Origin of the sequence: Nocardioides humi (genome assembly GCF_006494775.1) — a bacterium.
GTDB classification, from domain to species: domain Bacteria; phylum Actinomycetota; class Actinomycetes; order Propionibacteriales; family Nocardioidaceae; genus Nocardioides; species Nocardioides humi.
Map to the genome: position 1 here is coordinate 1385617 of NZ_CP041146.1, position 24751 is coordinate 1410367.

The window sequence follows — 24751 nt, forward strand, 5'->3', positions numbered from 1 at the left end:
CCGAGACGATCAAGATGTCTTATTGTGACGGAACTCCACGACGTCCCCGTCGGCCATGACGTAGTCCTTGCCCTCCATCCGCACCCGGCCGGCCTCCTTGGCCTTGGCCATGGACCCCGCGGCGACGAGATCGTCGAACGAGACGACCTCGGCCTTGATGAAGCCCTTCTGGAAGTCGGTGTGGATGACGCCGGCGGCCTCGGGGCGGTGGCGCCCTTGGGGATGGTCCAGGCGCGGGACTCCTTGGGGCCGGCGGTGAGATAGGTCTGGAGACCGAGGGTGTCGAAGCCGACCCGGGCGAGGACCTCGAGGCCGGGCTCGGTCACGCCGGCCTCCGCCAGGAACTCCGCGGCCTCCTCGTCGTCGAGCTCGATCAGCTCGGCCTCGAACTTGGCGTCGAGGAAGATCGCCTCGGCGGGAGCCACGAGCTCGCGCATCCTGTCCTTCAAGGACTCGTCCTGGAGCTCGTCGGCGTCGCAGTTGAAGACGTAGATGAACGGCTTGGCGGTGAGCAGCGACAGCTCGCGCAGCAGGGCGCGGTCGATGGAGGTGGCGATGATCGGCGTACCCGCCTCCAGCGCCTCCTTCGCCGCACGCGCGGCCTCCAGGTTGGCGGCGAGGTCCTTGACCTTGCGCGCCTCCTTCTCCAGCCGTACGACGGCCTTCTCGACCGTCTCCAGGTCCGCGAGGATCAGCTCGGTCTGGATGGTCGCGATGTCCGAGCCCGGGTTGACCTCGCCGTCGACGTGGGTGACGTCCTCGTCGCGGAAGACGCGGGTCACCTGGCAGATGGCGGCGGACTCGCGGATGTGGGCGAGGAACTTGTTGCCGAGGCCCTCGCCCTGCGAGGCGCCGCGAACGATGCCGGCGATGTCGACGAACTCCACGGTCGCGGGCAGCTGGCGCTCGGAGCCGAAGATCTCGGCGAGCCTCGCGAGGCGCGGGTCGGGCACGCCCACGACGCCGACATTGGGCTCGATGGTGGCGAACGGGTAGTTCGCCGCGAGGACGTCGTTCTTGGTCAGCGCGTTGAAGAGCGTCGACTTGCCCGCGTTGGGGAGACCGACGATGCCGATGGTGAGTGCCACGGGCGCTGAGTCTAGGGCGGTACGACGAAGGGGCCCGAATCACCGCCGGGCCCCCTCGCCGCTCACCGAGCGCTCACCAGCGACGGCTCAGGAGCCGTACAGGGCCCGTACGCCGGCCGCGTCGGAGGCCTGGAACTCCAGGTCGGCCGAGCTGCCGTTGCACTGGGGGTAGTGCATGATCGACGCCGCGTCGTACGGCGTCAGGGGTCGCCAGCTGCTGTCCTCGAAGCAGGTGCCCGCCTCCGGGCGGGTGTGCTCGTGGCGGAACCCGAGCGCGTGACCGAGCTCGTGGCCGAGGATGTCGCCGGGCTCCCAGCTGCCGGAGCTCCAGATGGAGTCGGCGACGAGCACGTTGCGCTGGCTCTCGGGGGTGCTGGGGAAGAAGGCGCGCGCGATGTACTGCGACGTCACGACCGGCTCGACGGAGAACAGCACGCTGCTGTTGGCCGTGGTGCACGCGCCGTCCTGGGCGGGCACGTAGACGAAGTCGATCCGCGAGCTGGCGCTCTCCCACAGGCCGGCGCCGGCGCTCATCGCGGCGACGACGTCGGCGTGCCGCGAGCCGAACCGCGTGCTGACGCAGTAGGTGAGGCTGAGCGCCTGCGCGGCGCTCCACTTGTCGTCGCGGCCGTCGGTGGTGTTGACGACGAGGCTGGTGTCCTTGCCGGCCTTGCCGCGCTTGCCGACCATGCGGTCGTAGAACGCCCGCAGCTCGGCCCTGGTGCTGATCACCTCGTCGCCGTTGACGACATAGGCGCCGTCGACGTCGACGTACGTCGCGGCCTCGAACTGGCTGAACGTCGGCACGTCCGCGGTGCTGTCGGCACCCGCGGACGTCGACACCGCCGCGCCCGCGAGGGCGGCGACGAGGCACGCGACCCCGGCGGAGATCTTGTGGACCCGAGAGGAGAACATGCAAGAACCTTTCGATGGAAGGGATGGTTCGCGCTCATCGAAACGCCGCCACCCCGCCTGCGACAAGAGATCCTGCGGCTCAGAAAGGAGCAAGGCCCGCGGTTGCACGAAGGTGAACCACGGACCCTGCGGAAGGTCTCGGTAGAGCCGCTCAGGCCGGCATGGCCGCGCGGTGCGGGTCCATCGACCCGATGTGCTGCTGCGACTCCTCCAGCCCCTCGTCCGAGGGCTCCACGCCCTGGTTGAAGACCCGGTCGCGCTGCTTCTCGCGGACGTCGTGGTGCGCCTCGGCCGGGACGTCGAAGCCGAAGTGCGCCTGCGCCTCGCGCACGCCCCAGACCCGGTCGCTCTTCGGCGGAATGCCGAGGATCGCCGGCGCGGCGATCTCCACGGCCTGCGGCGCGAGCAGGTTGAAGAGGGCCAGGCGAGCGTTCATCGAGCGCTCGAAGAACGCGTGCAGCGCCTTGTTGCCGACCAGCGCGACGAGGTCGATCGCTCGGCTCTGGCGGAGGTTCGCCATGTCCCGCATGTACTTCGGGTACGTCGAGACGACGCCCTTGCTCATGATCCACATCGCCGGCCCGAGCAGTCTCCTCTGCCAGCCCGGCATGCTCGGCGGCAGCGCCACGCTGAGCGGCATGATGAAGTGGATCATGTCCTGCGCGGCCTCGGAGGCGGCCAGGCGCGGGCGCCACTCCTCGAAGTACCGGTGCACCTCGGCGCGACTCGTCGGCACCTCGGCCGGGTCGATCGTCTGCAGCTTCGCGATCTCGGCGCACTCGGTCCAGAACCGGCTCTCCTCGTCCTCGGTGAGCTTGCCGGGGCCGAACATCTCGTAGCACTTGAGGATCGAGTGCCACGCGGTCACGTGGATCCACAGCTGCGACGAGGAGCTGTTGGCGTCGTACGTGCTGCCGGTGACGGGGTCGTGGCCGACCGCCTTCGAGTGCACCTTGACCAGCACGTCGGCGGCCCTGGCCGTCTGCTCGGCACCGCCGAAGAGCTGCATGGCGAAGTAGCGCAGGGTACGGCCGTAGCGGGTCGACGGCCGGTACTTCACGCCGCCGGACTGCACGACCGCGGCGGCGAGGTTCGGGTCGAAGTGCTCGATCGTGACGGCTCGCGCGAACCCGAGGACGTACGACGTCGGGTGCGACCACACCCTCCACGAGACCGAGTCCGGTCCGAGGAAGCCGTAGTCGGCCATCGGCTCGTAGCTGGCGAGCATCTTCCTGCGGCTCTGCACACCCAACATCGGGCTCTCCTCATCTGATTGCTACACATGCGTAGGTTCACGAACTTTACACCAGTGGAATATTGTCAAGCGGGTGAAAGAGGTCACTGCTCCTCCGAAGCGGCGCTACGCGAAGCGGCTGCCGGTCGAGCAGCGCCGCGAGCACCTCCTCGACGCCGCACTGCGCGTCCTGGTCCGCGACGGCTACGAGAAGGTCTCCATCGAGGCGATCGCGCGCGAGGCCGGCGTGACCCGACCGGTCGTCTACAACGCGTACGACGGCCTCGAGCCCCTCCTCCACGCACTCCTCGACCGGACCCAGCGCCGGGCGCTGGCCTCCGCGCTGCGCCTGATGCCGGACGGCGGCCTCGAGGGGGACGTCGACGAGTGGATCATCCAGGCGGCCGGCGGGCTCATCGACGTCGTACAGAAGGAGCCGGAGGTGTGGCGTCCGGTCCTCGGCATGACCCGGAACGCCCCGGCCATCGTGCGGGACCGGATCGAGTCGACCCGCGAGCTGATCCGCGGCTACATCGCCGACGCGCTGCAGGTCGGCATCGAGCGGCGCGGCGGACCGTACGTCGACGTCGACGTCCTCGCCCACCTGGTGATGATCACCGCCGAGCACTTCGGCCGGCTCGTGCTCGACCAGCCGGAGAAGTACGACCGCGAGCGCCTGGTCGGCGCGCTGGAAGGGCTGCTCAGCGCCACCCGGCCGGTCGAGGACTAGCCTCGCTACTTCCGTCGGGACGGCGCCTCGAGCCGTCGTCTCGCCCACTTCGTCGATTGATTTTCGCCTGTCCACAGGCGGGGTTCCTCGTTTCGTTGTGTCGGAGCCGGGTGAGAGAATCCAGTCATGGATCTCGGAACCACGCCCCGCTCGACAGCCACCACGGCTGGCGTGCTGTCCGCGATCCGTGCCGAGGTCGAGGGCCGTCAGGCCTCCCAGATCCGGGAGTGGGAGGCGATCGTCGCGTGGGCCAGCGCCAACATCGTGACCTCACCGGAAGGCGCTGCGACCATCACCGACGGATACCTCGACACCGGCGTCCCGATCGCCGGCGCGAGTGCGCCGCTGGTGTCGGAGTTCGCGCTCATGGAGCTCGTCGCCGTGCTCGGCCGCTCCCCCGACGGCGGACGGGCGTATGTCGGGCGGATCATCGAGTGCGCCTGGCGACTCCCGCAGGTCTACGCAGCCGTGGTCGCCGGGCGGCTGACCCCGTGGCGGGCCGAGAAGATCGCAGACCTCACCCACAGCCTCAACGCCGACGCCGCCGCGTTCGTGGACCGGCAACTCTTCAACGCCTCCGGCGTCGGCTGGGCCCAGCTCGACCGGCTCATCGCCGAGGCCATCGTCCGACACGACCCCGAGAAGGCCGAGACCGAGCGACAGGTCGCGAGCGATCAGCGGTATGTGGAGGTCGGGGACCCCGACACCAACGGCATGGTCCACCTCTCCGGCGTGATGGACGCCGCCGACGGACACGACCTCGATCAGGCGATCGCCCGCCGCGCGTCCCTGCTGGGCGACCTCGGCAACGAGCAGTCGCTGGACGTGCGCCGCTCGATCGCCCTCGGCGAGATCGCCCGGGCCGATCTCACCCTCGACCTGGAGGGCTCGCCCGGACGCAAGGCAGTGCTCAACGTCCACATCACCGACACCACCCTCACCGGAGCAGGACCATTCGCGAATCCGGTCGGCAGGTGGGAGGAGGGCCGGTGCCCGGTCGCGAGTGAGCAGATCCGCGACTGGCTCAAATCGGCGTCCACGATCATCGTGCGGCCGGTGATCGACCTCGCCGACCACGTGCCGGTCGACTCCTACGAGATCCCCGACAGACATCGGGCACGCGTGATCCTGCGCGACCACACCTGCCGCTTCCCCCACTGCACGAGACCCGCTGCGAAGTGCGACATCGATCATGCCCGGCCCCACGGCGAGGGCGGACCGACCTGCCCCTGCAACGAGGTCGCCCTATGTCGACGGCATCATCGTGCCAAGACGCACTCCCGGTGGCGCTACGACATCACCGCACTGGCGACCTACGAGTGGACCAGCCCGAACGGGTTCCGGTTCCGCGTCGACCACCGCGGCACCCACCCCATCAGACCAAGCCCGTCCACCGACCCATGCAGCACAGCACCCCCTGAGCGCCCGCGCAGCGAGGCGCCGTAGCCGACCCGGCGGATCCGGGCGGCGAGCGCCAGCGAGCACGCACTGATGCGCCGGGTCGGCGGGCGCCAGCAGCGGATCCCAGCCGACCACTGCGGCGCCCCATCACGTCAGCGGTAAAGAAGACCCCGGCCGAGGGAGCTGCAAGCCGAGCAGATCAGCCCTCGAACCGCTCCGACAACGCGTACCGCAGCAGCGCGACGTCGCCGATCGCCCGGCTCTCCACCAGCTCCGCGCGGTGGTCGGGACACCACGGGAACGTGAAGGGATAGCCGGTCACCGGGTCGTCGGTCGCGTAGAGCCGCTCTTGGTGGAGCACCGCGTCGCCGCCGTACCGGTAGACGTGGAGGTCGGGGAACCCGCCGGCGGCCGCGCCGACTGCCAGGGCGCCGAGGATCACGGCGACGACGACTGCCGGTCCGGCAACCCGCCGTACGCGGTCCATCGCCTGAGCCTAGGCTTGCGGCGTGCGACTGGCCACCTGGAACGTCAACTCCCTCCGCACGCGGATCGACCGCGTCGAAGCCTTCCTCGACCGGCACGACATCGACGTGCTCGCCGTCCAGGAGACCAAGGCCCGCGAGGACCAACTGCCGCTGATGGGGCTGCAGGCACGCGGGTACGACGTCGCCGCCCACGGCCTCAACCAGTGGAACGGCGTCGCCCTGATCAGCCGGGTGGGACTCGAGGACGTCACCGCCGGCTTCCCCGGCCAGCCCGGCTTCGGCGACGCCGCCGAGGTCGAGGCCCGCGCCCTCGGCGCCACCTGCGGAGGGGTGCGGGTGTGGAGCCTGTACGTCCCCAACGGCCGCAAGCCCGACGACCCCCACTACGTCTACAAGCTCGACTGGCTCTCCCGCCTGCGCTCGGCCGCGGAGTCCTGGCTGGACGTCCCCACCGCCCTCGTCGGCGACTGGAACATCTGCCCCACCGACGACGACGTCTTCGACATCGCCCAGTTCAAGAACTCCACCCACGTCACCCCCGCCGAGCGCGCCGCCTTCCAGGCGTTCCTCGACGGCGGCTGGACCGAGGTGACGCGCACGCACGCGCCGTCGTACACCTACTGGGACTACTACCGCCAGCGGTTCGAGCGCGACCGCGGGCTGAAGATCGACTTCGTCCTCGGGTCCGCGTCCTTCGCCGAGCGGGTCACCGGCGCGTTCATCGACCGCGAGGAGCGCGACCCGTCGGTGTTCAGCGGTGCGCCGTCGGATCACGCGCCGGTGGTCGTCGACCTGGCGGACTGACGCGGCGGCGCAGTCACTCAGGCACGATGGAAGACGACCGTCCTGCCAGTGAGATCGACCTGCGATGCCTTCCAGCCGGCATCGATGATCGCCCTCGCCACGGCGCTTCCCTCGTAGCTGTGCCAATGGGCGACGTGCACCATCGACGAGTTCGGCAAGGCGAAGCCGAGCACGGCCTCGACCTCGGCGAAGGTCGCAAAGACCTCGCCCGCGTCCTGCCTCTTCAGCCACCGCCAGAGGGGCGCGTACTTGCCGGCATGCATGACAGTCGGCCCTGCACCGGACGCCGACGGCACCCGGCCGCCGTCCGGATCTCCCGCCCACGACAAGGCGCCGGCGGGGAGTGCAGGCGAGCTGCTGCGCGCCGCAAGCGCATAGACGTCCTCACGGGTCCAGATCACGACCGGCGGACCTGGGCGATCCACGAGCGTCTGGGCGAACTTCCGGAGGCCGACATCCTTCTCGCTCTCGCCGGCCAACACGATCACTCCCAGGCTGACCCCGGCATCGGTCAGGTTGAGCAGGTCGCCCTTAACGTGCTTGCGAGTGCGCCACGATGACTCGACCTCGAAGCCGATAACCGGCAAAGGCTGTGACCAGATCGGCACGTCGACGACCCAGACGACGTCGATGCGGCCACCCGGCACGGCATACTCCCGCTGCACGCCGAAGCCGAAGAGCTCCCCCGCCTCGCACAGCAGCCGGGTCAACTCGCGGTTCAGTTCCGGTGCGTCTTCCATGGTGCGGAGTCTGCCAGCGGGCCACGACACAACCGCCGACCTCGCGGCCCGAGCCGCGGCTCACAGTCCCTGCCAGGCCGGCTTGGCGTCGTACACCTCCCGGTAGTGGTCCCGCCGCGCCAGCCCGTCGGCGGCGGCCGGGTCGCACAGGACCGTGACGTGCGGGTGCAGCTGCAGGACCGACGCCGGGCAGGAGGCGGTGAGCGGCCCCTCGACGGCGGCGGCCAGCGCGGCGGCCTTGCCGGCACCGGTGGCGAGCAGCAGCAGGTGCCGGGCGCGGAGGATGGTGCCGAGGCCCTGGGTGAGCACGTGCCGCGGCACCTCGTCGACCGATCCGAAGAACCGGGCGTTGTCGCGCCGGGTCTCCTCGGTGAGCGTCTTGATCCGGGTCAGCGAGGCGAGGGAGGAGCCGGGCTCGTTGAACGCGAGGTGGCCGTCGGAGCCGATCCCGAGCACCTGGACGTCGACCCCGCCAGCCGCGACGAGCGCCTCCTCGTAGCGCTCCCCCGCCGTCGCCAGACCGGTCGGCGAGGGGTCGGGGCCGTGCACGCGGTCGGCGGGAATGCCGAGCGGATCGGTGAGCTCGCGGGCGATGGTGGCGCGGTAGCTCTCGGGGTGACCGGGCGACAGGCCGACGTACTCGTCGAGGGTGAAGCACCGCACCCCGGCATACGAAGGCCCCGAGCCCGCCGCATGACGCCGGATCAGCTCCCGGTACGCCGGCAGCGGGGTCGACCCCGTCGCCAACCCGAGCACGGCAGCACCCGCCCGCGCGCGGACGGCCGCCTCGATCACGTCCGCCCCCAGCGCTGCCACCTCCTCGACCGAGTCGAGCGGCACGACCTCCATCAGCGCCCACCTCCCTGCGACTGGTGGAGCACCCGGCCGCCGACGACGGTCGCGACCACGTTCAGGCCGTCGTCCACGAGGGTCAGGTCGCCGCGCGCGCCGAGGACCAGCCGCCCGCGGGAGGAGTCGCCGACGAGATCGGCGGCGACCGACGTACCGCAGCCGACCACCTCGGCGAGCGACCAGCCGGTCGCGGACCGCAGCACCCGCAGGCACTGCGGCAGGGACGCCGCTGAGCCGGCGAGGGTGCCGTCCTCGAGTCGCACCGTCCCCTCCCGTACGACGACGCGCTGGTCCCCCAGCCGCGCCGGGCCGTCCGGCATGCCGAGTGCGGCGGTGCAGTCGGTCACCGCGAGCAGCCGGTCGGGGCCGAGTGCGCGGGCGTAGGCCGCGAGCGTCGTGGGGTGCAGGTGGTGGCCGTCCGCGATCACGCCGGCCACCAGCCGGGGGTCGGCCAGCGCGGCGGCCACGGGCCCGGGGGCGCGGCCGGCCGGCGCGGGCATGGCATTGCCCAGGTGCGTCACTGACCGGGCGCCACGGTCGACCGCGGCGGCCATCTGCTCGGCGCTCGCCTCGGTGTGACCCAGCGCGACGACCACGCCCCGGGCGACCAGGGCCGACACGACGTCCAGCGCCCCCGGCAGCTCGGGCGCGATGGTCACCATCGCGACGCCGGCCTCCCGTGACCACCCCGCCACCAGGTCCCCGGAAGGCGGGACCAGCCGGTCGGCAGGGTGCGCCCCCTTGCGCGTGGTCGCGATCATCGGCCCCTCGAAGTGCAGGCCGAGCGGCCAGGCGCCCGCCCAGCCCGGCGGCGGGCCCGCCGCCAACACAGCCAGCGCCGAGACCCGCGCCGCGGGCGCGGAGGTGATGATCGTCGGCAGGAACGCCGTCACGCCGTACTCCGGCAGCGCCGCCGCCACCTCCCACAGCCGCTCCGGCTCGAGGGTCAGGTCGATGCCGGCCGCGCCGTTGACCTGCAGGTCGACGAGTCCGGGCAGCACGTGCAGCCCGCTGGCGTCGTACACCGGTGCGTCCCCGGCGCCGCCGGCCACCACGACACCGTCCGCGATCGCCACGTCCACCGATCCCCCGACCACCCGCAGCGAGGTCACGACGACGCCCTCCCCAACAGGGCCGCGCCCAGCGCCGCCACCGGTACGTCGAGCGGCGCCAGCCGCAGCCGGCCGGGCAGGTCCAGCGAGCGGAGGAAGGGCGATGCCGCGGCCTGCTCGGCCAGCGCGTGCGCGACCGCGCCCCGCAGCCGCTCCCCCACCTGCGCGACCCCGCCGCCGAGGACCACGACGGCCGGGTCGACGGTCAGCGCCACCAGCCGGACGGCGTCCGCGACCCGCGCCGCGAAGCGGTCCCGCACTGCCACCGCCTCGGCCGAGCCCGCGGCCGCCGCGTCGAAGAGGGCCTGCGCCGCCGGCCGCCCGTCGCCGGGCCAGAGCGCCGCGACCGCGGACCCCGACGCCACCGTCTCCAGGCAGCCGACCTGCCCGCACTCGCAGCGTGGTCCGCCCGGGTCGACCGGGATGTGCCCGATCTCCCCCGCGGCGTTGCGGGACCCGCGCCGCAGCCGGCCGTCGAGGACGAGCGCGGCGGCGAGGCCGGTGCCGAGGCTGAGGTACCCGAGGTCGTCCACCCCCAGCGCCGCCGCCGCCCCGAGTGCGGCGGCGTTGGCGTCGTTGTCGAGCACCACCCGGGCGCCGGTCGCGGCGGCGAGCCGGTCGCTGAACGGGTACCCGTCGGCCACGCCGAGGTTCACCGCGTGCCGGACCGTCCCGTGCACGACGTCCACCAGGCCCGGGATCCCGACCCCGATCACCCCGCCCTCCGCGCCCGCGGACGCCCGCAGCTTCTCGACCACCTCGGCGGCCACGGCGACCACCTGGTCGCCACCGGTCGGGCTCGCCACCCGCAGCGACGCCAGCACCTCGCCGTCCGCCGACGCGACGACGCCGAGGATCTTGGTCGCCCCGATGTCCAGTCCCATGAGCACGCCGCTCACCTGCTCCAGCCCGCCTCTCCGAGGATCTCCGTCACCGCCGCGATCGACGGCTGCCCATTGCCGCGCGTGCAGATCCGCGCGTGCGGCGCCCGCTCCCACCCGGTCCGGGGCCGGGCCAGCCCCACTCGACGACGACCAGCGGGCCGGGGTGCGCGGCGATCGCCGCGGTCACCTCCGCGCGCCGGTGCGCATCCCGGACCTGTACGACGAGCGAGCCGGTCGGCAGCGGATCCCCACCGCCCACGGTGAGATCGGCGACCAATCCCCAGCGCCCCGGGCCGACGGCGATATTCGCCTCGGTCTCCACGCTGACGACGCGGGCGCCCGTCAGGTCCGGCAGCGGCCCCTCGACGACGCAGGCCCGCCGCGCGGCCGCGACCATCTCCGACACCTCGAGGGACCATTCCTCACACCTCGCGCCCCCCTTTCCCACACCTTGGTGGAGGAGGGTGGCCCGGGCGGCGGCGGTGGTGAGGCGGGAGAGGGGGAGGCGGCCGGAGTCCACCGCGGCCACGATCGCCGTCTGGATCTGGCGGACCAGGCCGGCGTCCTTGTCGGGGCCGGTGCAGAGGAGGTCGCAGCCGGCGGCGAGGGCGAGCACGGCGGCCTCGGGGATGCCGCGCGCGGCGGAGGCGCCGGCCATGTCGAGGGCGTCGCTGACGACCGCGCCGTCGTAGCCCAGCTCGTCGCGCAGCAGCGCCAGCACCGGCGCCGACAGCGTGGCGGGGAGCGCGGGGTCCACGGAGGGGACCATCAGGTGCGAGGTCATCACCGCGGCCGCGCCGGCGTCCACCGCGGCCGCGAAGGGCACCAGCTCACGGGCCCGCAGCACGTCGATCGACGCCCCCACGACGGGGAGGGTCAGGTGGCTGTCCTGGTCGGTGTCGCCGTGGCCGGGGAAGTGCTTCACGCAGGCCGCCACTCCCGTCGACTGCAGCCCGGCCACCCACGCGGCCACGTGCCGGGCCACCAGCGCCGGGTCGGAGCCGAAGCTGCGGGTGCCGATCACCGGGTTGTCCGGGTCGCTGTTGACGTCGGCGACCGGGCCGAGGTCGAGGTCGATCCCGACCGCGGCGAGCTCGCGCCCGACCGCCGCACCGACCCGGCGGGTCAGGGACACGGAGTCCACCGCGCCGAGCACCCCGGCTCCCAGGACCGGGCTGGCCTCCCAGGCATGGAGCCGCGTGACGTCGCCGCCCTCCTCGTCGGCGGCGACCAGCGCGTCCGGCCGGGCCGCCCGGATCTCCCCCACGAGCGCCGCCGCGTCGGCGAGCGAGCCGGTCAGGTTGGAGCCGAACAGGCAGATCCCGCCCAGTCCCTCCGCCAGCAGATCCGCCCACGCAGGCGGCAGCGACGGGCCCGCGAAGGACGCGAGCTGCACCTGCAGGGCCAGCGCTGCGGCGTCCCGGCTCATCCCTTCACCGCACCCGCGGTCAGGCCGGTCACCATCCGGCGCTGGACGAGGAGGAAGAACACGATCACCGGGATGGTGATCAGCGTCGACGACGCCATGATCGCGCCCCAGTCGACACCTCGGCTGCGCGCGTCGGTGAACGCCACCAGCCACACCGGCAGCGTCTTGCTGGCCGGGTCGGTCATCACGACCACCGCGAGCGTGAACTCGTTCCACGCCTGGATGAATCCGAAGACCCCGGTGGCGACCAGGCCCGGCGCGAGCAGCGGCAGGGTGACCCGGAAGAATGCCCCCGTTCGCGAGCAGCCGTCCATCATCGCCGCCTCCTCGAGCTCGCGCGGGACCCCGTCGACGAACCCGCGCAGGGTCCACACGGTGAACGGCAGCACGCCGGCGACGTACACGAGGGTCAGGCCGATGACCGAGTTGAGCAGGCCCATCCCGTCGAGCATCTTGTACTGGCTGATGAACAGCGCCTCCGCCGGGATCATCTGGATGAGCAGCAGGGTCAGGATGAAGGTACGCCGACCGCGGGACCGGAACCGGCTCACCGCCACCGCCGCCAGGAAGGCGAACAGGAGCGCCACGACCACCGTGAGCAGGGTGACGCTGAGGCTGGTGACCATCGCGTCGCCGAAGCCGCCGTTGCCGAGGATCTTGCGGTAGTTGTCGAGGGTGCCGTGCCACGGGAACAGCACCGGCTCCTCGCCCTTGATCCGGTTGCGCGGCAGGAAGGACCGGCTGACCATCCAGTAGACCGGGAACACGCAGGCGAGCAGGACCACGATGCCGATCAGGTCGGCGCCGATCCGCACCGGAGTGGGAGTGCGACGGGCCATCAGTCCTCCTCCTGCTTGATCATCAGCCGGATGTACGGCGCGGTGAGGACCACCGTGAGCGCCAGCATGAACATCGCGGCGGCGGCCGCCGTGCCGAAGTCGCCGCCCTTGATCCCGAGCGTGTAGATGTAGGTGCCGAGCAGGTTGGTGTCCTTGCTGACGCCGCCGGCCTTCTGGAGCGTGTAGATCTGCGTGAACACCCGCAGGTCCCAGATCACCTGGAGCAGCACCACCACGAGCAGCACCGGCCGGATCGCCGGCAGTACGACGTGCACGAACCGCTGCCACCGCCCCGCCCCGTCGATCTCGGCCGCCTCCAGCACGTCCTCGGGGACCTGGGTGAGCGCGGCGTACAGGGTGAACACCACGAACGGAACGCTCATCCAGACCACGACGATGGTGGCCACCAGGAAGAACGACCACGGGTCGAGCAGCCAGCCGTGCCCCTGGAAGTCGCCGCCGGCCTGGGTCAGCAGCCAGTTCACGACGCCGTACTCGGTGTCGAAGAGGAACTGCCACACCGTCATCGCCGCCACCACCGGCATCGCCCACGCGAGCAGCAGCCCGCACTGCGCGAGGATCCGCACCGGGCGGCTCATCCGGGCCATCAGCAGCGCCAGTCCGAGCCCGATCCCGAAGGTCAGCCCGGCGTTGACGAAGCAGAACGCGATGGTCCGCAGCACCACGACCCACAGCCCGCTGTCGGTGAGCAGGTCGCGGTAGTTGCCGAGCCCGATCCACTCCGGCGGCTGCCCGAACTGCTGGGCGAGCCCGAACTCCTGCAGCGACAGCACCACCTGCCGGACGAGCGGATAGCCCAGGGCCAGCGCCAGCAGCGCAGCCGCGGGCAGCACCAGGCCGAGCGGCAGGCCCTGGCGGCGTACGGCGGCGCGGCGGGTCATCGGGCTCCTCCTCTCGGGCCGGGGATCGGGGCAGGCGGGCAGGGAACGGCGTCCGGCCGGCTGGAGGTCCGGCCGGACGCCGTCGATCATCGCCCTCAGTTCAACTCGGAGTCGATCTGCTGGTCGGCCTCGGCCGCGAGCTTGGTGACATCGCCACCCTGGGCGATCCGGCTGAACAGGTCCTCCAGCACGAACTTGCCCTCGACGGTGGCCCAGCTGGCCGCGGCCGGGGTGAGCTTGGCGTTCGAGGCGGCCTCGATGGTCGCCTGGGCGAACTCGTCGTCGCCGAGCTTGCCGGCGTACGACTGCCGGGCCGGGGTGAGGCCGTTCTCGGCGAGGATGGTCTGGTAGTCCTCGCTCAGCATCAGCGCGACCACGTCGTGCGCGAGATCCTGGTTGGGCGACTTGGCCGACACGGCGATGTTCGAGCCGCCGAGGAGCACCGGGGCGGGCTCGCCGTCGCTGCCCGGGAGGGCGAAGACGCCGACCTGCTCGGCCAGGTCGGGGCAGCCGCTCTCGGGGTCGGTGAGCATGCCGTAGACCCAGCCGGGGCGGGACATCATGCCGATCTTGCCGGCGCAGAACGGCGTCACCGGGTCGGACTCGTTGGCGTCGGCGGGCGCGCCGGACGCGGAGGTGTAGAGGTCCTGGAAGGCCTCGAGGCCCTTGATCGAGTCCGGCGTGGACAGGGTCGCCTTCCAGCCGTCGCCGTCGGGCTCGGCGAAGTCGCCGCCGGCGTCCCACAGGAAGGCCGCGCCGTCGCGCCAGTCCTTGCCGGGCAGCCAGTAGCCGGAGAAGTCGCCCTGCCCGCTGTCCTGCTTGAGCTTCTTGGCCGCCGTGACGAAGTCGGCCATGGTGGCGGGGACCTCGGTGATGCCGGCCTTCTCGAACAGGTCCTTGCGGTAGAAGACGTACGTCGAGCCGGCGTAGTACGGCACGGCATAGGTCTTGCCGTCGGCCGTGCCCGCCTCGACGAAGCCCTGCAGCAGGTCGTCCCCGCCGAGGTCGGCGAGGTCGCCGGTGAGGTCGCTGAACGCGCCGACGGTGGTGAAGGTCGCCGCCTGGGTGTTGCCGACCTCGACCACGTCGGGCGTCTGGTCGGCGGAGGTCAGCGCGGTGGTCAGCCGCTCGACGAGGCCCTCCCACTCCTGCTGCTCGATGGTGAGGGTGGAGCCGGGGTGCTCGTCCTCGAAGGTCTTCTTCAGCCAGGCGCGCGCCGCGTCGGGCGTGTCGGCGCCGTTGAGCCAGACGACGATCTCGGCCTTGTCGGGACCGCCGCTGCTCGGCTCGTCCGTGTCGGATCCGCATGCGCTGGTCACGCCCAGCAGGGCGGTGACGGCCGCCAGGGCCAGGGTCTTCTTGAGTCGCACGGCTAGTTTCCCTTCGATCTTCCTCATGGTTCAGGACACCCCCAGCTCGCCGGCGAGCACCACGCCCGTGGCTCCGGCGAGCACGCCGTCGTCGCCCAGGGACGACGTACGGACGACGAATTGCTGGGCCGAGACCGGCATCACCCGGTCCCGGACCGCCTGCTCGGCCACGCGGGCCAGCGGCTCGACCAGGTCGGCCGGTCCGCTGAGCACCACCTCGCCGAGGTTGAGCGTGGCGACGACCGGCGCGAGCGCCTGCCCGAGCCGGGCGCCGGCGTCGGCGAGCACGGCATCGGCCCGGTCCGCGGACGCGTCGGCGAGCTCGCGCCGCAGCCGCGGCACCGCCAGGTAGGTCTCCAGGCAGCCCGGCCGGCCGCAGCCGCAGAGGGGACCGTCGGGGTCGACCTGGACGTGGCCGATCTCGCCGGCGGCCCCGCCCTGCCCGTGCAGGAGCGCGCCGCCCAGCACCAGCCCGGCGCCGAGACCGGTGCTGAGCCGGAGCAGCAGCAGGCCGCCCTCGCCCCGGCTGCCGAAGACGAACTCCCCCATCACCGCGGTGTTGGCGTCGTTGGCGACGTAGACCGGCAGGTCGAGCGCGGCGGCCAGGTCGTCGGCGAGGTGGAGGTCGTGCCAGCCCAGGTTGGGCGCGTCGAGGACGACGCCCTCGGGCGTGACGACGCCCGGGGTCGCGACGGCGACGCCGAGCAGCGGGCGGCTGCTGCGCGCGATCAGGTCCGCCGCGAACTCCCGCACCAGCGCCACCGCGTTCGCCCCGATCCGGCCCTCCCGCGGGCGGGCGTCGCGGAGCACGACCTGCCCCTCGAGGGTGAGCACGGCCCCGGCGATCTGGTCGTCGACGGAGAGGTCGATGGCGACGACGTGCTTGGCGTCGGCGACCAGTCCCACGAGCGTCGGCGGCTTGCCCACGCGGCTCTCGGTCGGCGTACCCAGCTCCTCGACCAGGCCCTCGGCGAGCAGCTCCGCGACCAGGTCGGAGACGGTGACCCGGGTCAGGCCGCTGCTGCGGGCGAGGTCGGCCCGGCTGGCCGGGCCCGCCGCGAAGAGCTCCTGGAGCAGCATCGAGCGGTGGTGGCGACGGGAGTCGGCACGGTCGAGCTTGATCCGCTCTCGGGGCGACCGGGAGGTCGGGCTGCGCCAGGACATGTTTGTTAGTTCAGCACACTTACATATACCCTCGCAAGGGCAGAATGCGATCCAGGTCACAGATCAGGGCGAGGAGCAGCGATGGCCAGCATCACCTTCGAGGGCGCGCAGCGGTGGTACGATGGCGCGGACGCCCCCGCCGTGCCCGGCATCGACCTCGTGGTCGAGGACGGCGAGTTCCTCGTCCTCGTCGGCCCGTCCGGCTGCGGGAAGACCACCACCCTGCGCATGCTCGCCGGGCTCGAGGAGGTCGACGCCGGCCGGATCCTGATCGGCGAGCGCGACGTCACCCGGCTCGCGCCGAAGGACCGCGACATCGCGATGGTGTTCCAGAGCTATGCGCTCTACCCCCACAAGTCGGTGCGCGAGAACCTCGGCTTCGCGCTGCGGATCGCCCGCGTCGGCAAGGACGAGCGGGAGCGCCGGGTCGCCGAGGCCGCCGCGCTCCTCGGGCTGACCGAGCTGCTCGACCGCAAGCCCAAGCAGCTCTCCGGCGGCCAGCGGCAGCGGGTCGCGATGGGACGGGCGATCGTCCGCTCCCCCAGGTCTTCTGCATGGACGAGCCGCTGTCCAACCTCGACGCCAAGATGCGCGTGCAGACCCGCAGCGACATCGCCCGGCTGCAGCGCGAGCTCGGCGTCACCACGGTCTACGTCACCCACGACCAGGTCGAGGCGATGACCATGGGCGACCGGGTCGCGGTGATGAACGCCGGCGAGATCCAGCAGGTCGACGCTCCCCTGGCCCTCTACGACCGCCCGGCCAACCTGTTCGTGGCCGGCTTCATCGGCTCGCCGCAGATGAACCTGCTGCCGGCCCGGGTCGACGGCGAGCGCCTCTGCCTGGGCGGGTACGACGTCCCGCTCGACCCCGGCACCCGCGCCGCGCTGACGCCGGAGGTGACGGTCGGCGTCCGGCCGGAGGCCTGGACGCTCGTGGCGCCCGGCGCCGGCGTACCGGTCCGGGTCCACCTGGTCGAGGAGCTCGGCTCCGACGGCTTCGCCCACGGCACCGCCGACCTCGGCGACACCACCGCCCCCGTCGCCGTCCGGCTGCCCTCGCGCGGGCACGTCGGCCCGGACGACGTCCTCCACGTCGCCGTGCCCAGCGGGGCGCACGTCTTCGACACGGCCGGCGGACGCCGGCTCAGTCCCTGAAATGGCCGCCGGCATGCCCTAGCGTGGAGGCGTGAGCAGCGCGGCGCACCAGTGCTCCAAGACCCTGTGGGAGGAGGGGCGTCGTCCCGGCCAGGAGGTCGCCTCCCTGACCGTCGCGCTGCTGCTCACCGCGACCGTGCTCGACCTGCTGCTCTCCGACGGGCTGGGCCTGTTCTTCGACCTGGCGTTCGTGTCGCTGTGCGTGGGCGCCGCGCTCACCGTGCGCCCCCGCGACTTCTTCGTGATCGGCGTGCTGCCGCCGCTGGCGATGGCGCTCGTCGTCCTGCTCCTCGCCGTCAGCGACCGGGCCAGCATCGCCCGCCCGGACGACGGTCTCGCGCAGGCCGCGATCTCCGGGCTCTCCCGGCACGGCCTCGCCCTGGCGTTCGGGTACGCCGCCTGCCTGGGCCTGCTGGCGATGCGGCGCTCCTTCGTCGAGCGCCACCCGCGCTGACCGACCCAGACGACTCAGAACCGGTCGGGATCCCCGGCGCCGCGGCGGAGCACCTCGGGCGCGCCCTCGGACCAGTCGACGACCGTGGTCGGCTCGGCCGGGGTCTCGCCCGCCTCGACGACGATGTCGACGTCGTGGTCGAGGTCCTCCTTGATCTCCCAGCCCATGGTGCGCGGCTCGGTCTCGCCCGGCAGGATCAGCGTCGAGGTCAGCAGCGGCTCGCCGAGCTCGGCCAGGAGCGCCTGTACGAAGGTGTGGTCGGGGATCCGGACGCCGACCGTGCGCTTCTTCGGGTGCAGCAGGCGGCGCGGCACCTCGGGCATCGCCGGCAGGATGAAGGTGTACGGCCCCGGGGTCGCGGCGCGGATCGCCCGGAACGCGGCGTTGTCCACGTGGACCAGCTGGCCGAGCTGGGAGAAGTCCCGGCACACCAGCGTGAAGTGGTGCTTCTCGTCGAGGCCGCGGATGCGCAGGATCCGGTCGCGCCCGTCGCGGTTGCCGATCCGGCAGCCCAGGGCGTACCCGGAGTCGGTCGGGTAGGCGATCAGCGCGTCGTCCTGCAGCGCGTCGACGATCTGCTGCAGCAGGCGCGGCTGCGGGTTGTCCGGGTGGACGTCGAGGTAGCGGGCCATCGGTGTCTGCCGCTCAGACCCGGCCGGCGGCCTTGAGGTCGCGGTGCAGCTCCTTGGGCAGCGAGAACGCGAGCGTCTCCTCCGCCGTCTGCACCGGCCGGGCGTCGGGGTAGCCGCGCTCGGCGAGATAGCCCAGCACCTCCTGCACGAGGTGGTCCGGCACCGACGCCCCCGACGTCACGCTGACGCTCTGCACGCCGTCGAGCCAGGCCTCGTCGAGCTCGGAGACGTCGTCGATGCGGTACGACGCCTTCGCGCCGGCCTCCAGCGCGACCTCGACCAGGCGGACCGAGTTCGAGGAGTTGGCCGAGCCCACCACGATCACCAGGTCTGCGGTGGCGCCGATCTCCTTGACCGCGACCTGGCGGTTCTGGGTGGCGTAGCAGATGTCGTCGCTGGGCGGGTCCTCCAGCTGCGGGAACTTGGCCCGCAGCCGGCGTACCGTCTCCATCGTCTCGTCGACGCTGAGCGTGGTCTGGGAGAGCCAGGCGAGCTTGGCGTCGGCCGGGAACTCCAGCGTGGCGACGTCGTCGGGGTGCTCGACGAGGACCGTCTGCTCGGGCGCCTCGCCGGCCGTGCCCTCGACCTCCTCGTGCCCCGCGTGCCCGATCAGCAGGATGGTGTAGCCCTCCCGCGCGAAGCGGACCGCCTCGCGGTGCACCTTGGTCACCAACGGGCAGGTCGCGTCGATGGTCTTCAGCTCGCGCTCGGCCGCCTGGCGGTGCACCGCCGGCGAGACGCCGTGGGCGGAGAAGACGACGGTCGCCCCGGCCGGCACCTCGTCGAGCTCCTCGACGAAGATCGCGCCGCGCGACTCGAGGTTGGACACGACGTGCTTGTTGTGGACGATCTGCTTGCGGACGTAGACGGGCGAGCCGTACAGGTCCAGCGCCTGCTCGACGGTCACCACGGCCCGGTCGACCCCGGCGCAGTAGCCGCGCGGGTCGGCCAGCAGCACCTCGCGCTCGGCGTCCTCGAGCAGACGCGGCGTTCCCAGGTCGATCGTCATGGCCCCCAGTCTACGGACGCCCTTCTCTCCCGCCCCAATCCACCGACCCGTGGCATCTGAGCGCCGAAAACGCACCGACCCGTCGCGTTCGAACGCGACGGGTCGGTGATGGAACAGCAGATCAGGCCTTGTCGGCGTCCTCGTCGGACTCCTCGGCGGGCGCCTCCTCGGCGGCCTCCGCGGTGACCTCGGCCTCGGCCTCGGCGGCCTCGGTCTCCTCGACCTCGGCGGCCTCGGCGGCCTCGGTCTCCTCGACCTCGGCGGCCTCGGTCTCCTCGGTCTCGACGACCTCGTCGGCGGTCTCCTCGACCGGAGCCGGGGCGGCCTCAGCGGCCGGCTCGGCCTTGGCCGACTTCGGCGCGGACGGGGTGTACGCCTCGGTCACCAGCTCGATCACGGCCATGGGCGCGTTGTCGCCCTGGCGCGGACCGATCTTGGTGATCCGGGTGTAGCCGCCGGGACGGTCGGCGAAGGTGGGCGCGATCTCCTCGAACAGGGAGTGGACGACGCCCTTGTCGCGGATGACCTTGAGGACCTCGCGGCGCTGGTGCAGCGGGTTCTCGCCGGCGTGAGCCTTCTTCGCCTTGGTGATCAGCTTCTCGGCGTACGGACGCAGGGTGCGCGCCTTGGCCTCGGTGGTCGTGATCCGGCCGTGCTCGAAGAGCGCGGTGGCCAGGTTCGACAGGATGAGGCGCTGGTGCGCGGCGCCGCCGCCGAGGCGGGGGCCCTTCTTGGGCTTGGGCATTGCTTCTCTCGTTTCTCCCCGGCCGTGTCAGGTACCGGGAGATAGGTCCGGCCGTGCGAGGTACCGGAGGGTGGGGTGGGTCAGAAGCTCTCGTCCTCGATGAACGAGGTGTCGTCCTCGTCATCGTCGGAGTAGTTCGCCAGGGCGGCGGACGGGTCGAAGCCCGGCGCGCTGTCCTTGAGGGACAGGCCCATCTCGTGCAGCTTGGCCTTGACCTCGTCGATGGACTTCGCACCGAAGTTGCGGATGTCCAGCAGGTCCTGCTCGGAGCGGCTGATGAGCTCGCCCACGGTGTGGATGCCCTCGCGCTTGAGGCAGTTGTAGGACCGGACGGTCAGCTGCAGGTCCTCGACCGGCAGGGCGAGGTCGGCGGCGAGCTGCTCGTCGACGGGCGAGGGGCCGATGTCGATGCCCTCGGCCTCGACGTTGAGCTCACGGGCCAGGCCGAAGAGCTCGACCAGCGTCTTGCCGGCCGACGCGATGGCGTCGCGGGGCAGGATCGACGGCTTGGTCTCGACGTCGATGACGAGCTTGTCGAAGTCGGTGCGCTGCTCGACACGGGTGGCCTCGACCTTGTAGGTCACCTTGAGGACCGGGCTGTAGATCGAGTCGACCGGGATCCGGCCGATCTCGTTGTCGGCGCCCTTGTTCTGGACGGCCGAGACGTAGCCGCGGCCCCGCTCCACGACCAGCTCGAGCTCGAGCTTGCCGTTGTCGGAGAGGGTGGCGATCTTCAGGTCGGGGTTGTGGACCTCGACGCCGGCGGGCGGCGCGATGTCGGCACCCGTGACGTCACCGGCACCCGACTTGCGCAGGTACATGGTGACCGGCTCGTCGTGCTCGGAGGAGACGACGAGGCCCTTGAGGTTGAGGATGATCTCGGTGACATCCTCCTTGACGCCCTCGATGGTCGAGAACTCGTGGAGGACGCCGTCGATCTTGATGCTCGTGACCGAGGCACCGGGGATCGAGGAGAGGAGGGTACGACGCAGCGAGTTGCCGAGCGTGTAGCCGAAGCCGGGCTCGAGCGGCTCGATGACGAAGCGCGACCGGAACTGGTCGACGGTCTCCTCCGACAGGGTGGGGCGCTGTGCGATGAGCACTTGTTTCGTTCCTTTCCGGGCCGACCGCTATATGAGGACCCAGACGTGGTGCGGATGGAGAAGAGGGACTGCGGGATGACGCTGCCCGCCCCGGTGCCCTCACGCGGTGGAGGTGGACCGGGACGGGCTCGCGATCACTTCTTGGAGTAGTACTCCACGATGAGCTGCTCCTGGATCGGCATGTCGATCTGCTCGCGGACGGGCAGCTGGTGCACCAGGATCCGCATCCGCGACGGCAGCGCCTCGAGCCACGCCGGGACGAGCCGCTCGCCGTGGGTCTCGCGAGCCACGATGAAGGGGGTCATCTCGAGCGACTTCTCGCGCACGTCGATGATGTCGTACTGGGTCACCTGGAAGGACGGGATGTCGACCTTCCTGCCGTTGACCAGGAAGTGACCGTGGGTCACCAGCTGGCGGGCGTGGCGACGCGTCCGGGCGAAGCCGGCGCGGTAGACCACGTTGTCGAGGCGGCACTCCAGCAGCTGGAGCAGGTTGTCGCCGGTCTTGCCCTGGCGACGGGCGGCCTCTTCGTAGTAGCGGTGGAACTGCTTCTCCAGCACGCCGTAGGTGAAGCGGGCCTTCTGCTTCTCCTGCAGCTGGTTGCGGTACTCGCTCTCCTTGACCCGCGCGCGGCCGTGCTGGCCCGGGGGTAGGGGCGCTTCTCGAAGGCGGCGTCGCCGCCCACGAGGTCGACGCCGAGGCGGCGCGACTTCTTGGTCAGGGGTCCGGTGTAGCGGGCCATCTCAGTTCTCCTTCAAGTCCTCAGGTCAGACGCGACGGCGCTTCGGCGGGCGGCAGCCGTTGTGCGGGGCGGGGGTCACGTCCTGGATGGTGCCGACCTCGAGGCCGATCGCACCCAGCGAGCGGATCGCCGTCTCGCGACCCGAGCCCGGGCCCTTGACGAAGACGTCGATCTTCTTCATGCCGTGCTCCATCGCCCGCCGGCCGGCGGCCTCGGCGGCCATCTGAGCGGCGTACGGGGTGGACTTGCGGGAGCCCTTGAAGCCGACGGTGCCGGCAGAGGCCCACGAGATCACCGCACCGGTCGGGTCGGTGATCGTGACGATCGTGTTGTTGAACGTGCTCTTGATGTGGGCCTCGCCCTGAGCGACGTTCTTCTTCTCCTTGCGGCGCACCTTCTTGGCGCCCGCGCGAGCCTTGGGAGGCATGCGTTATCTCCTTTGAGAAAGCTGGTCGTGAGGTCAGTGAGACGCCCTACGGCGTGCGATCACTTGGCCTTCTTCTTGCCGGCAACCGTGCGCTTCGGGCCCTTGCGGGTACGAGCGTTGGTCTTGGTGCGCTGGCCGCGGACCGGAAGGCCCATGCGGTGACGGCGACCCTGGTAGCTGCCGATCTCGATCTTGCGACGGATGTCGGCCTGGACCTCGCGACGGAGGTCACCCTCGATCTTGAAGTTCGCTTCGATCTCGTCGCGGAGCTTGACCAGCTCCTCGTCGCCCAGCTCGTGGACGCGAAGGTCCGGGCTGACGCCGGTGGCCTTCAGCAGCTGCTGGGCGCGGGTACGGCCGATGCCGTAGATGTAGGTGAGAGCGACCTCGATGCGCTTGTCGCGCGGCAGGTCGACTCCGACGAGGCGTGCCATGAAAGGCGTTCTCCTTGGTGTCTCTGAGGTGTCGTGCGTGATGCGTCCCCCGCGGGGGCGCCGGCCTCAGGTCCGGCGGTGGCCTCCGTCCGATGGTTCGGTACGACGAAGGTGCGGTCACGCTGCAAGAGGTATTCAGTTGTCGCGACCGGGGCTCAGCCCTGGCGCTGCTTGTGGCGCGGGTTCTCGCAGATCACCATGACGCGGCCGTGGCGACGGATCACCTTGCACTTGTCACAGATCGGCTTCACGCTCGGGTTGACCTTCATGTCAGCCCTTCCTTGCTAGTGGCGGGAAGTGACGCCGGTGGGCGTCACTTGTAGCGGTAGACGATCCGCCCGCGGGAGAGGTCGTACGGCGAGAGCTCCACCACCACGCGGTCCTCGGGGAGGATCCGGATGTAGTGCTGACGCATCTTGCCGCTGATGTGAGCGAGGACCTTGTGGCCGTTGCTCAGCTCGACGCGGAACATGGCGTTCGGAAGGGCCTCCACGACGGAGCCCTCCATCTCGATGACGCCTTCTTTCTTCGCCATGTCTCACAATCTGCTCGGGGATGTTGTCTACCGGTGGCCCGGGAACCTCTCCGTCGCCCGTGGGCGGCGGAGTGGACCTCGTGAAGCCCGTGCACCACACACGAACCCACGTTGGACCGACACGCCAGTCTATGCGCGGGGTGTTGACAACTCCCAATCGGCGGCGCTCACCCCGCGCGGATGCGACTCCTCCCCCGGGCGATCCCCAGGCGATCCTCGACAGACTCTAGGCATTTCCTAGGTGTTGACCTACGGTGCGGCTCATGGGTGCGATGAGACGATGGATCTTGGGAGTCGGACTGGCACTGGCGTTCGTCGGGGAGGCCGCCGTCGTGCAGCCCGCCGCGGCGCTCGAGGACACCGCGACGGTGGCCGTGGCGGGCGACGTCACCGCGCCCACGACGTACGAGGTCGCCGACCTGAGGATGCTGCCCCAGGTGACGGTCGAGGCGGTCACCGGCGGCGACGTCCACGCCTTCACCGGCCCCTCGCTGGAGGCGCTCGTCACGGCCGCCGGCCCGGACCTGCCGGAGGGGCACAACCCGAGCCTGCAGGTGACGCTGGCCGTGACCGGTGCCGCGGGCCGCACCGTCACGCTGGCGCTGGGCGAGCTGACGGCCAACTTCGGCAACCACCCGGCGGTCCTCGCGCTGCAGAAGGACGGCACGGACCTCAACGCGTCCGGGCCCACCCTCGTCGTCGGTGACGACGCCGACGCGTCGCGGATGCTCGCGCTGGTCACGCGCGTGGAGGTGACGGTCCGCAGCCCGGAGCCGACCCTGGACGCCCCGACCGGCTCGGTGACCGTCCGCGGCCCGGACGCGGCCGGCACGACGCTGAGCGCCGCCGACCTGGCCGCGCTGCCGAGCACGACCCGCACCGTCCACTACAACCAGGGCACCACCCCGCAGACCCGCACGGAGACCGGGCCGCTGCTCGAGACCGTGCTGCGCCGCGCGGGCTATGTCCCCGACCAGGTGGCCTGGGTGGCGGGCGTCGCGTCGACCGACGGGTACATCGCCGTCGTCACCCCCGGCGAGCGCCTCGCCGGCAAGGTGCTGCAGGTGTCCCTGCTGGAGACCGCCGACGGCATCCCCACCACCTCGACGCCGCGCCTGGTGGTCTCCGGCGACGTCCGGGGCGGCCGCTACGTGTCCGGGCTCTCCGACCTCGTCGTGGGCTGCGTCCCCGACACCGACTGCGGGTACGCCGCTCCCCCCGGCCCGCAGGGGCCCGCCGGCCCCCAGGGCCCCGTCGGACCGCAGGGCCCCGTCGGGGCGACGGGCCCCGCGGGAGCCGACGCCAAGGTCACCTGCAAGGTCAACAAGAGCCGGACCAAGGTGAAGTGCAAGGTCAAGCTGGTCCGCGCCCGGCACGCCCGGCTGTCCGCGACCCTGCGGCACGGCGGCAAGGCCCTCGCGACCCGGACCCGGGTGGTCGGGAAGGGCGGTCAGCTCGTGCTGCGCTCGAAGGTCGTGGCCGAGCAGTACCGGCTGCGGGGCACCACGACCCGGAACGGGCGCACCGTCCACTGGTCGGTGACGCTGCGCCTGTCCTGACC

Annotated in this window: 25 protein-coding genes and 3 pseudogenes; 6 read left to right on the forward strand and 22 right to left on the reverse strand. The window is 71.6% G+C overall.

Annotation, left to right across the window (positions count from 1 at the left end):
• Positions 1-9: 9 nt before the first annotated feature.
• The 3 genes and pseudogenes from ychF to FIV44_RS06825 all read right to left on the reverse strand — a co-directional run bounded on the left by ychF (position 10) and on the right by FIV44_RS06825 (position 3258).
• Positions 10-1088: pseudogene (gene ychF, locus FIV44_RS06815) on the reverse strand (redox-regulated ATPase YchF).
• A gap of 87 nt (positions 1089-1175) precedes the next feature.
• A complete protein-coding gene (locus FIV44_RS06820) occupies positions 1176-2003 on the reverse strand; it encodes a M57 family metalloprotease (protein WP_141003794.1) in 828 nt (275 codons plus the stop codon).
• A 151-nt stretch (positions 2004-2154) separates the two neighbouring features.
• Positions 2155-3258 (reverse strand): oxygenase MpaB family protein, encoded by a 1104-nt coding sequence (locus FIV44_RS06825; RefSeq protein ID WP_141003795.1) that lies wholly within the window; start codon positions 3256-3258, stop codon positions 2155-2157.
• A 73-nt stretch (positions 3259-3331) separates the two neighbouring features.
• Here FIV44_RS06825 and FIV44_RS06830 point away from each other — a divergent pair, with 73 nt between their 5' ends.
• Complete coding sequence (locus FIV44_RS06830; protein WP_141003796.1) at positions 3332-3967, forward strand: TetR/AcrR family transcriptional regulator; 636 nt, start codon at positions 3332-3334, stop codon at positions 3965-3967.
• A gap of 126 nt (positions 3968-4093) precedes the next feature.
• Positions 4094-5413, forward strand: coding sequence for an HNH endonuclease signature motif containing protein (locus FIV44_RS06835; protein WP_141003797.1), 1320 nt, complete (start codon positions 4094-4096; stop codon positions 5411-5413).
• A 154-nt stretch (positions 5414-5567) separates the two neighbouring features.
• Here the strand turns inward: FIV44_RS06835 and FIV44_RS31165 are convergent, their stop codons facing one another.
• Positions 5568-5855, reverse strand: a complete 288-nt coding sequence (locus FIV44_RS31165; protein WP_219996327.1) for a hypothetical protein — start codon at positions 5853-5855, stop codon at positions 5568-5570.
• Positions 5856-5877: 22 nt separating this feature from the next.
• On the opposite strand from FIV44_RS31165, the gene FIV44_RS06845 reads away from it, so the two are divergent.
• Complete coding sequence (locus FIV44_RS06845) at positions 5878-6660, forward strand: exodeoxyribonuclease III (protein ID WP_141003798.1); 783 nt, start codon at positions 5878-5880, stop codon at positions 6658-6660.
• Between the two features lie 17 nt (positions 6661-6677).
• Here the strand turns inward: FIV44_RS06845 and FIV44_RS06850 are convergent, their stop codons facing one another.
• The 9 genes from FIV44_RS06850 to FIV44_RS06890 form a co-directional block, all read right to left on the reverse strand.
• Positions 6678-7400 (reverse strand): DUF7662 domain-containing protein, encoded by a 723-nt coding sequence (locus FIV44_RS06850; RefSeq protein WP_141003799.1) that lies wholly within the window; start codon positions 7398-7400, stop codon positions 6678-6680.
• A gap of 60 nt (positions 7401-7460) precedes the next feature.
• The gene (locus FIV44_RS06855) at positions 7461-8249 is read right to left on the reverse strand and encodes a glucosamine-6-phosphate deaminase (RefSeq protein ID WP_141003800.1); all 789 of its coding nucleotides are present in this window, start codon (positions 8247-8249) and stop codon (positions 7461-7463) included.
• Positions 8249-9364, reverse strand: coding sequence for an N-acetylglucosamine-6-phosphate deacetylase (locus FIV44_RS06860; RefSeq protein ID WP_246086849.1), 1116 nt, complete (start codon positions 9362-9364; stop codon positions 8249-8251). The genes FIV44_RS06855 and FIV44_RS06860 overlap by 1 nt, the downstream gene beginning before the upstream one ends.
• Complete coding sequence (locus tag FIV44_RS06865; RefSeq protein ID WP_246086850.1) at positions 9361-10263, reverse strand: ROK family protein; 903 nt, start codon at positions 10261-10263, stop codon at positions 9361-9363. Before FIV44_RS06865 ends, FIV44_RS06860 begins: the two co-directional genes overlap by 4 nt.
• A gap of 31 nt (positions 10264-10294) precedes the next feature.
• On the reverse strand, positions 10295-11677 hold the full coding sequence (locus FIV44_RS06870; RefSeq protein WP_141003801.1) for a glycoside hydrolase family 3 protein: 1383 nt from the start codon (positions 11675-11677) through the stop codon (positions 10295-10297).
• A complete protein-coding gene (locus FIV44_RS06875; RefSeq protein ID WP_141003802.1) occupies positions 11674-12516 on the reverse strand; it encodes a carbohydrate ABC transporter permease in 843 nt (280 codons plus the stop codon). The genes FIV44_RS06870 and FIV44_RS06875 overlap by 4 nt, the downstream gene beginning before the upstream one ends.
• Entirely contained in the window at positions 12516-13418 is a 903-nt protein-coding gene (locus FIV44_RS06880) for a carbohydrate ABC transporter permease (protein ID WP_141003803.1), read from the reverse strand. Before FIV44_RS06880 ends, FIV44_RS06875 begins: the two co-directional genes overlap by 1 nt.
• Before the next feature lie 95 nt (positions 13419-13513).
• Complete coding sequence (locus FIV44_RS06885; RefSeq protein ID WP_219996328.1) at positions 13514-14815, reverse strand: extracellular solute-binding protein; 1302 nt, start codon at positions 14813-14815, stop codon at positions 13514-13516.
• Between the two features lie 3 nt (positions 14816-14818).
• Positions 14819-15952 (reverse strand): ROK family protein, encoded by a 1134-nt coding sequence (locus tag FIV44_RS06890; protein WP_141003804.1) that lies wholly within the window; start codon positions 15950-15952, stop codon positions 14819-14821.
• An 81-nt stretch (positions 15953-16033) separates the two neighbouring features.
• Here FIV44_RS06890 and FIV44_RS06895 point away from each other — a divergent pair.
• Together FIV44_RS06895 and FIV44_RS06900 are read left to right on the forward strand one after the other, a co-directional pair.
• Positions 16034-17109: pseudogene (locus FIV44_RS06895) on the forward strand (ABC transporter ATP-binding protein).
• A 31-nt stretch (positions 17110-17140) separates the two neighbouring features.
• Positions 17141-17563: a DUF6542 domain-containing protein gene (locus FIV44_RS06900; protein WP_141003805.1), complete on the forward strand. Its 423-nt coding sequence runs from the start codon at positions 17141-17143 to the stop codon at positions 17561-17563.
• A 14-nt stretch (positions 17564-17577) separates the two neighbouring features.
• Here FIV44_RS06900 and FIV44_RS06905 read toward each other — a convergent pair whose 3' ends face one another.
• The 9 genes and pseudogenes from FIV44_RS06905 to infA all read right to left on the reverse strand — a co-directional run bounded on the left by FIV44_RS06905 (position 17578) and on the right by infA (position 23190).
• Positions 17578-18195: an L-threonylcarbamoyladenylate synthase gene (locus FIV44_RS06905; protein WP_141003806.1), complete on the reverse strand. Its 618-nt coding sequence runs from the start codon at positions 18193-18195 to the stop codon at positions 17578-17580.
• 13 nt (positions 18196-18208) lie between these two features.
• On the reverse strand, positions 18209-19204 hold the full coding sequence (locus tag FIV44_RS06910) for a 4-hydroxy-3-methylbut-2-enyl diphosphate reductase (protein WP_141003807.1): 996 nt from the start codon (positions 19202-19204) through the stop codon (positions 18209-18211).
• Between the two features lie 121 nt (positions 19205-19325).
• The gene (rplQ, locus tag FIV44_RS06915) at positions 19326-19949 is read right to left on the reverse strand and encodes a 50S ribosomal protein L17 (protein WP_141003808.1); all 624 of its coding nucleotides are present in this window, start codon (positions 19947-19949) and stop codon (positions 19326-19328) included.
• A gap of 80 nt (positions 19950-20029) precedes the next feature.
• Positions 20030-21052, reverse strand: coding sequence for a DNA-directed RNA polymerase subunit alpha (locus FIV44_RS06920; RefSeq protein WP_141003809.1), 1023 nt, complete (start codon positions 21050-21052; stop codon positions 20030-20032).
• 134 nt (positions 21053-21186) lie between these two features.
• Positions 21187-21794, reverse strand: a pseudogene (gene rpsD / locus FIV44_RS06925) (30S ribosomal protein S4).
• A 25-nt stretch (positions 21795-21819) separates the two neighbouring features.
• Positions 21820-22221 carry a 30S ribosomal protein S11 gene (rpsK, locus tag FIV44_RS06930; RefSeq protein WP_038681087.1) on the reverse strand — a complete coding sequence of 134 codons (402 nt, stop codon included), beginning with the start codon at positions 22219-22221 and terminating at the stop codon, positions 21820-21822.
• Positions 22222-22280: 59 nt separating this feature from the next.
• On the reverse strand, positions 22281-22655 hold the full coding sequence (gene rpsM, locus FIV44_RS06935; RefSeq protein ID WP_139621500.1) for a 30S ribosomal protein S13: 375 nt from the start codon (positions 22653-22655) through the stop codon (positions 22281-22283).
• 155 nt (positions 22656-22810) lie between these two features.
• A complete protein-coding gene (gene rpmJ, locus FIV44_RS06940) occupies positions 22811-22924 on the reverse strand; it encodes a 50S ribosomal protein L36 (protein WP_004008316.1) in 114 nt (37 codons plus the stop codon).
• 44 nt (positions 22925-22968) lie between these two features.
• Positions 22969-23190, reverse strand: a complete 222-nt coding sequence (infA, locus tag FIV44_RS06945) for a translation initiation factor IF-1 (protein WP_028656368.1) — start codon at positions 23188-23190, stop codon at positions 22969-22971.
• Between the two features lie 287 nt (positions 23191-23477).
• Between infA and FIV44_RS31170 the strand changes: the two genes are divergently transcribed.
• The gene (locus FIV44_RS31170; RefSeq protein ID WP_219996329.1) at positions 23478-24749 is read left to right on the forward strand and encodes a molybdopterin-binding protein; all 1272 of its coding nucleotides are present in this window, start codon (positions 23478-23480) and stop codon (positions 24747-24749) included.
• The last annotated feature ends 2 nt before the right edge of the window (positions 24750-24751 follow it).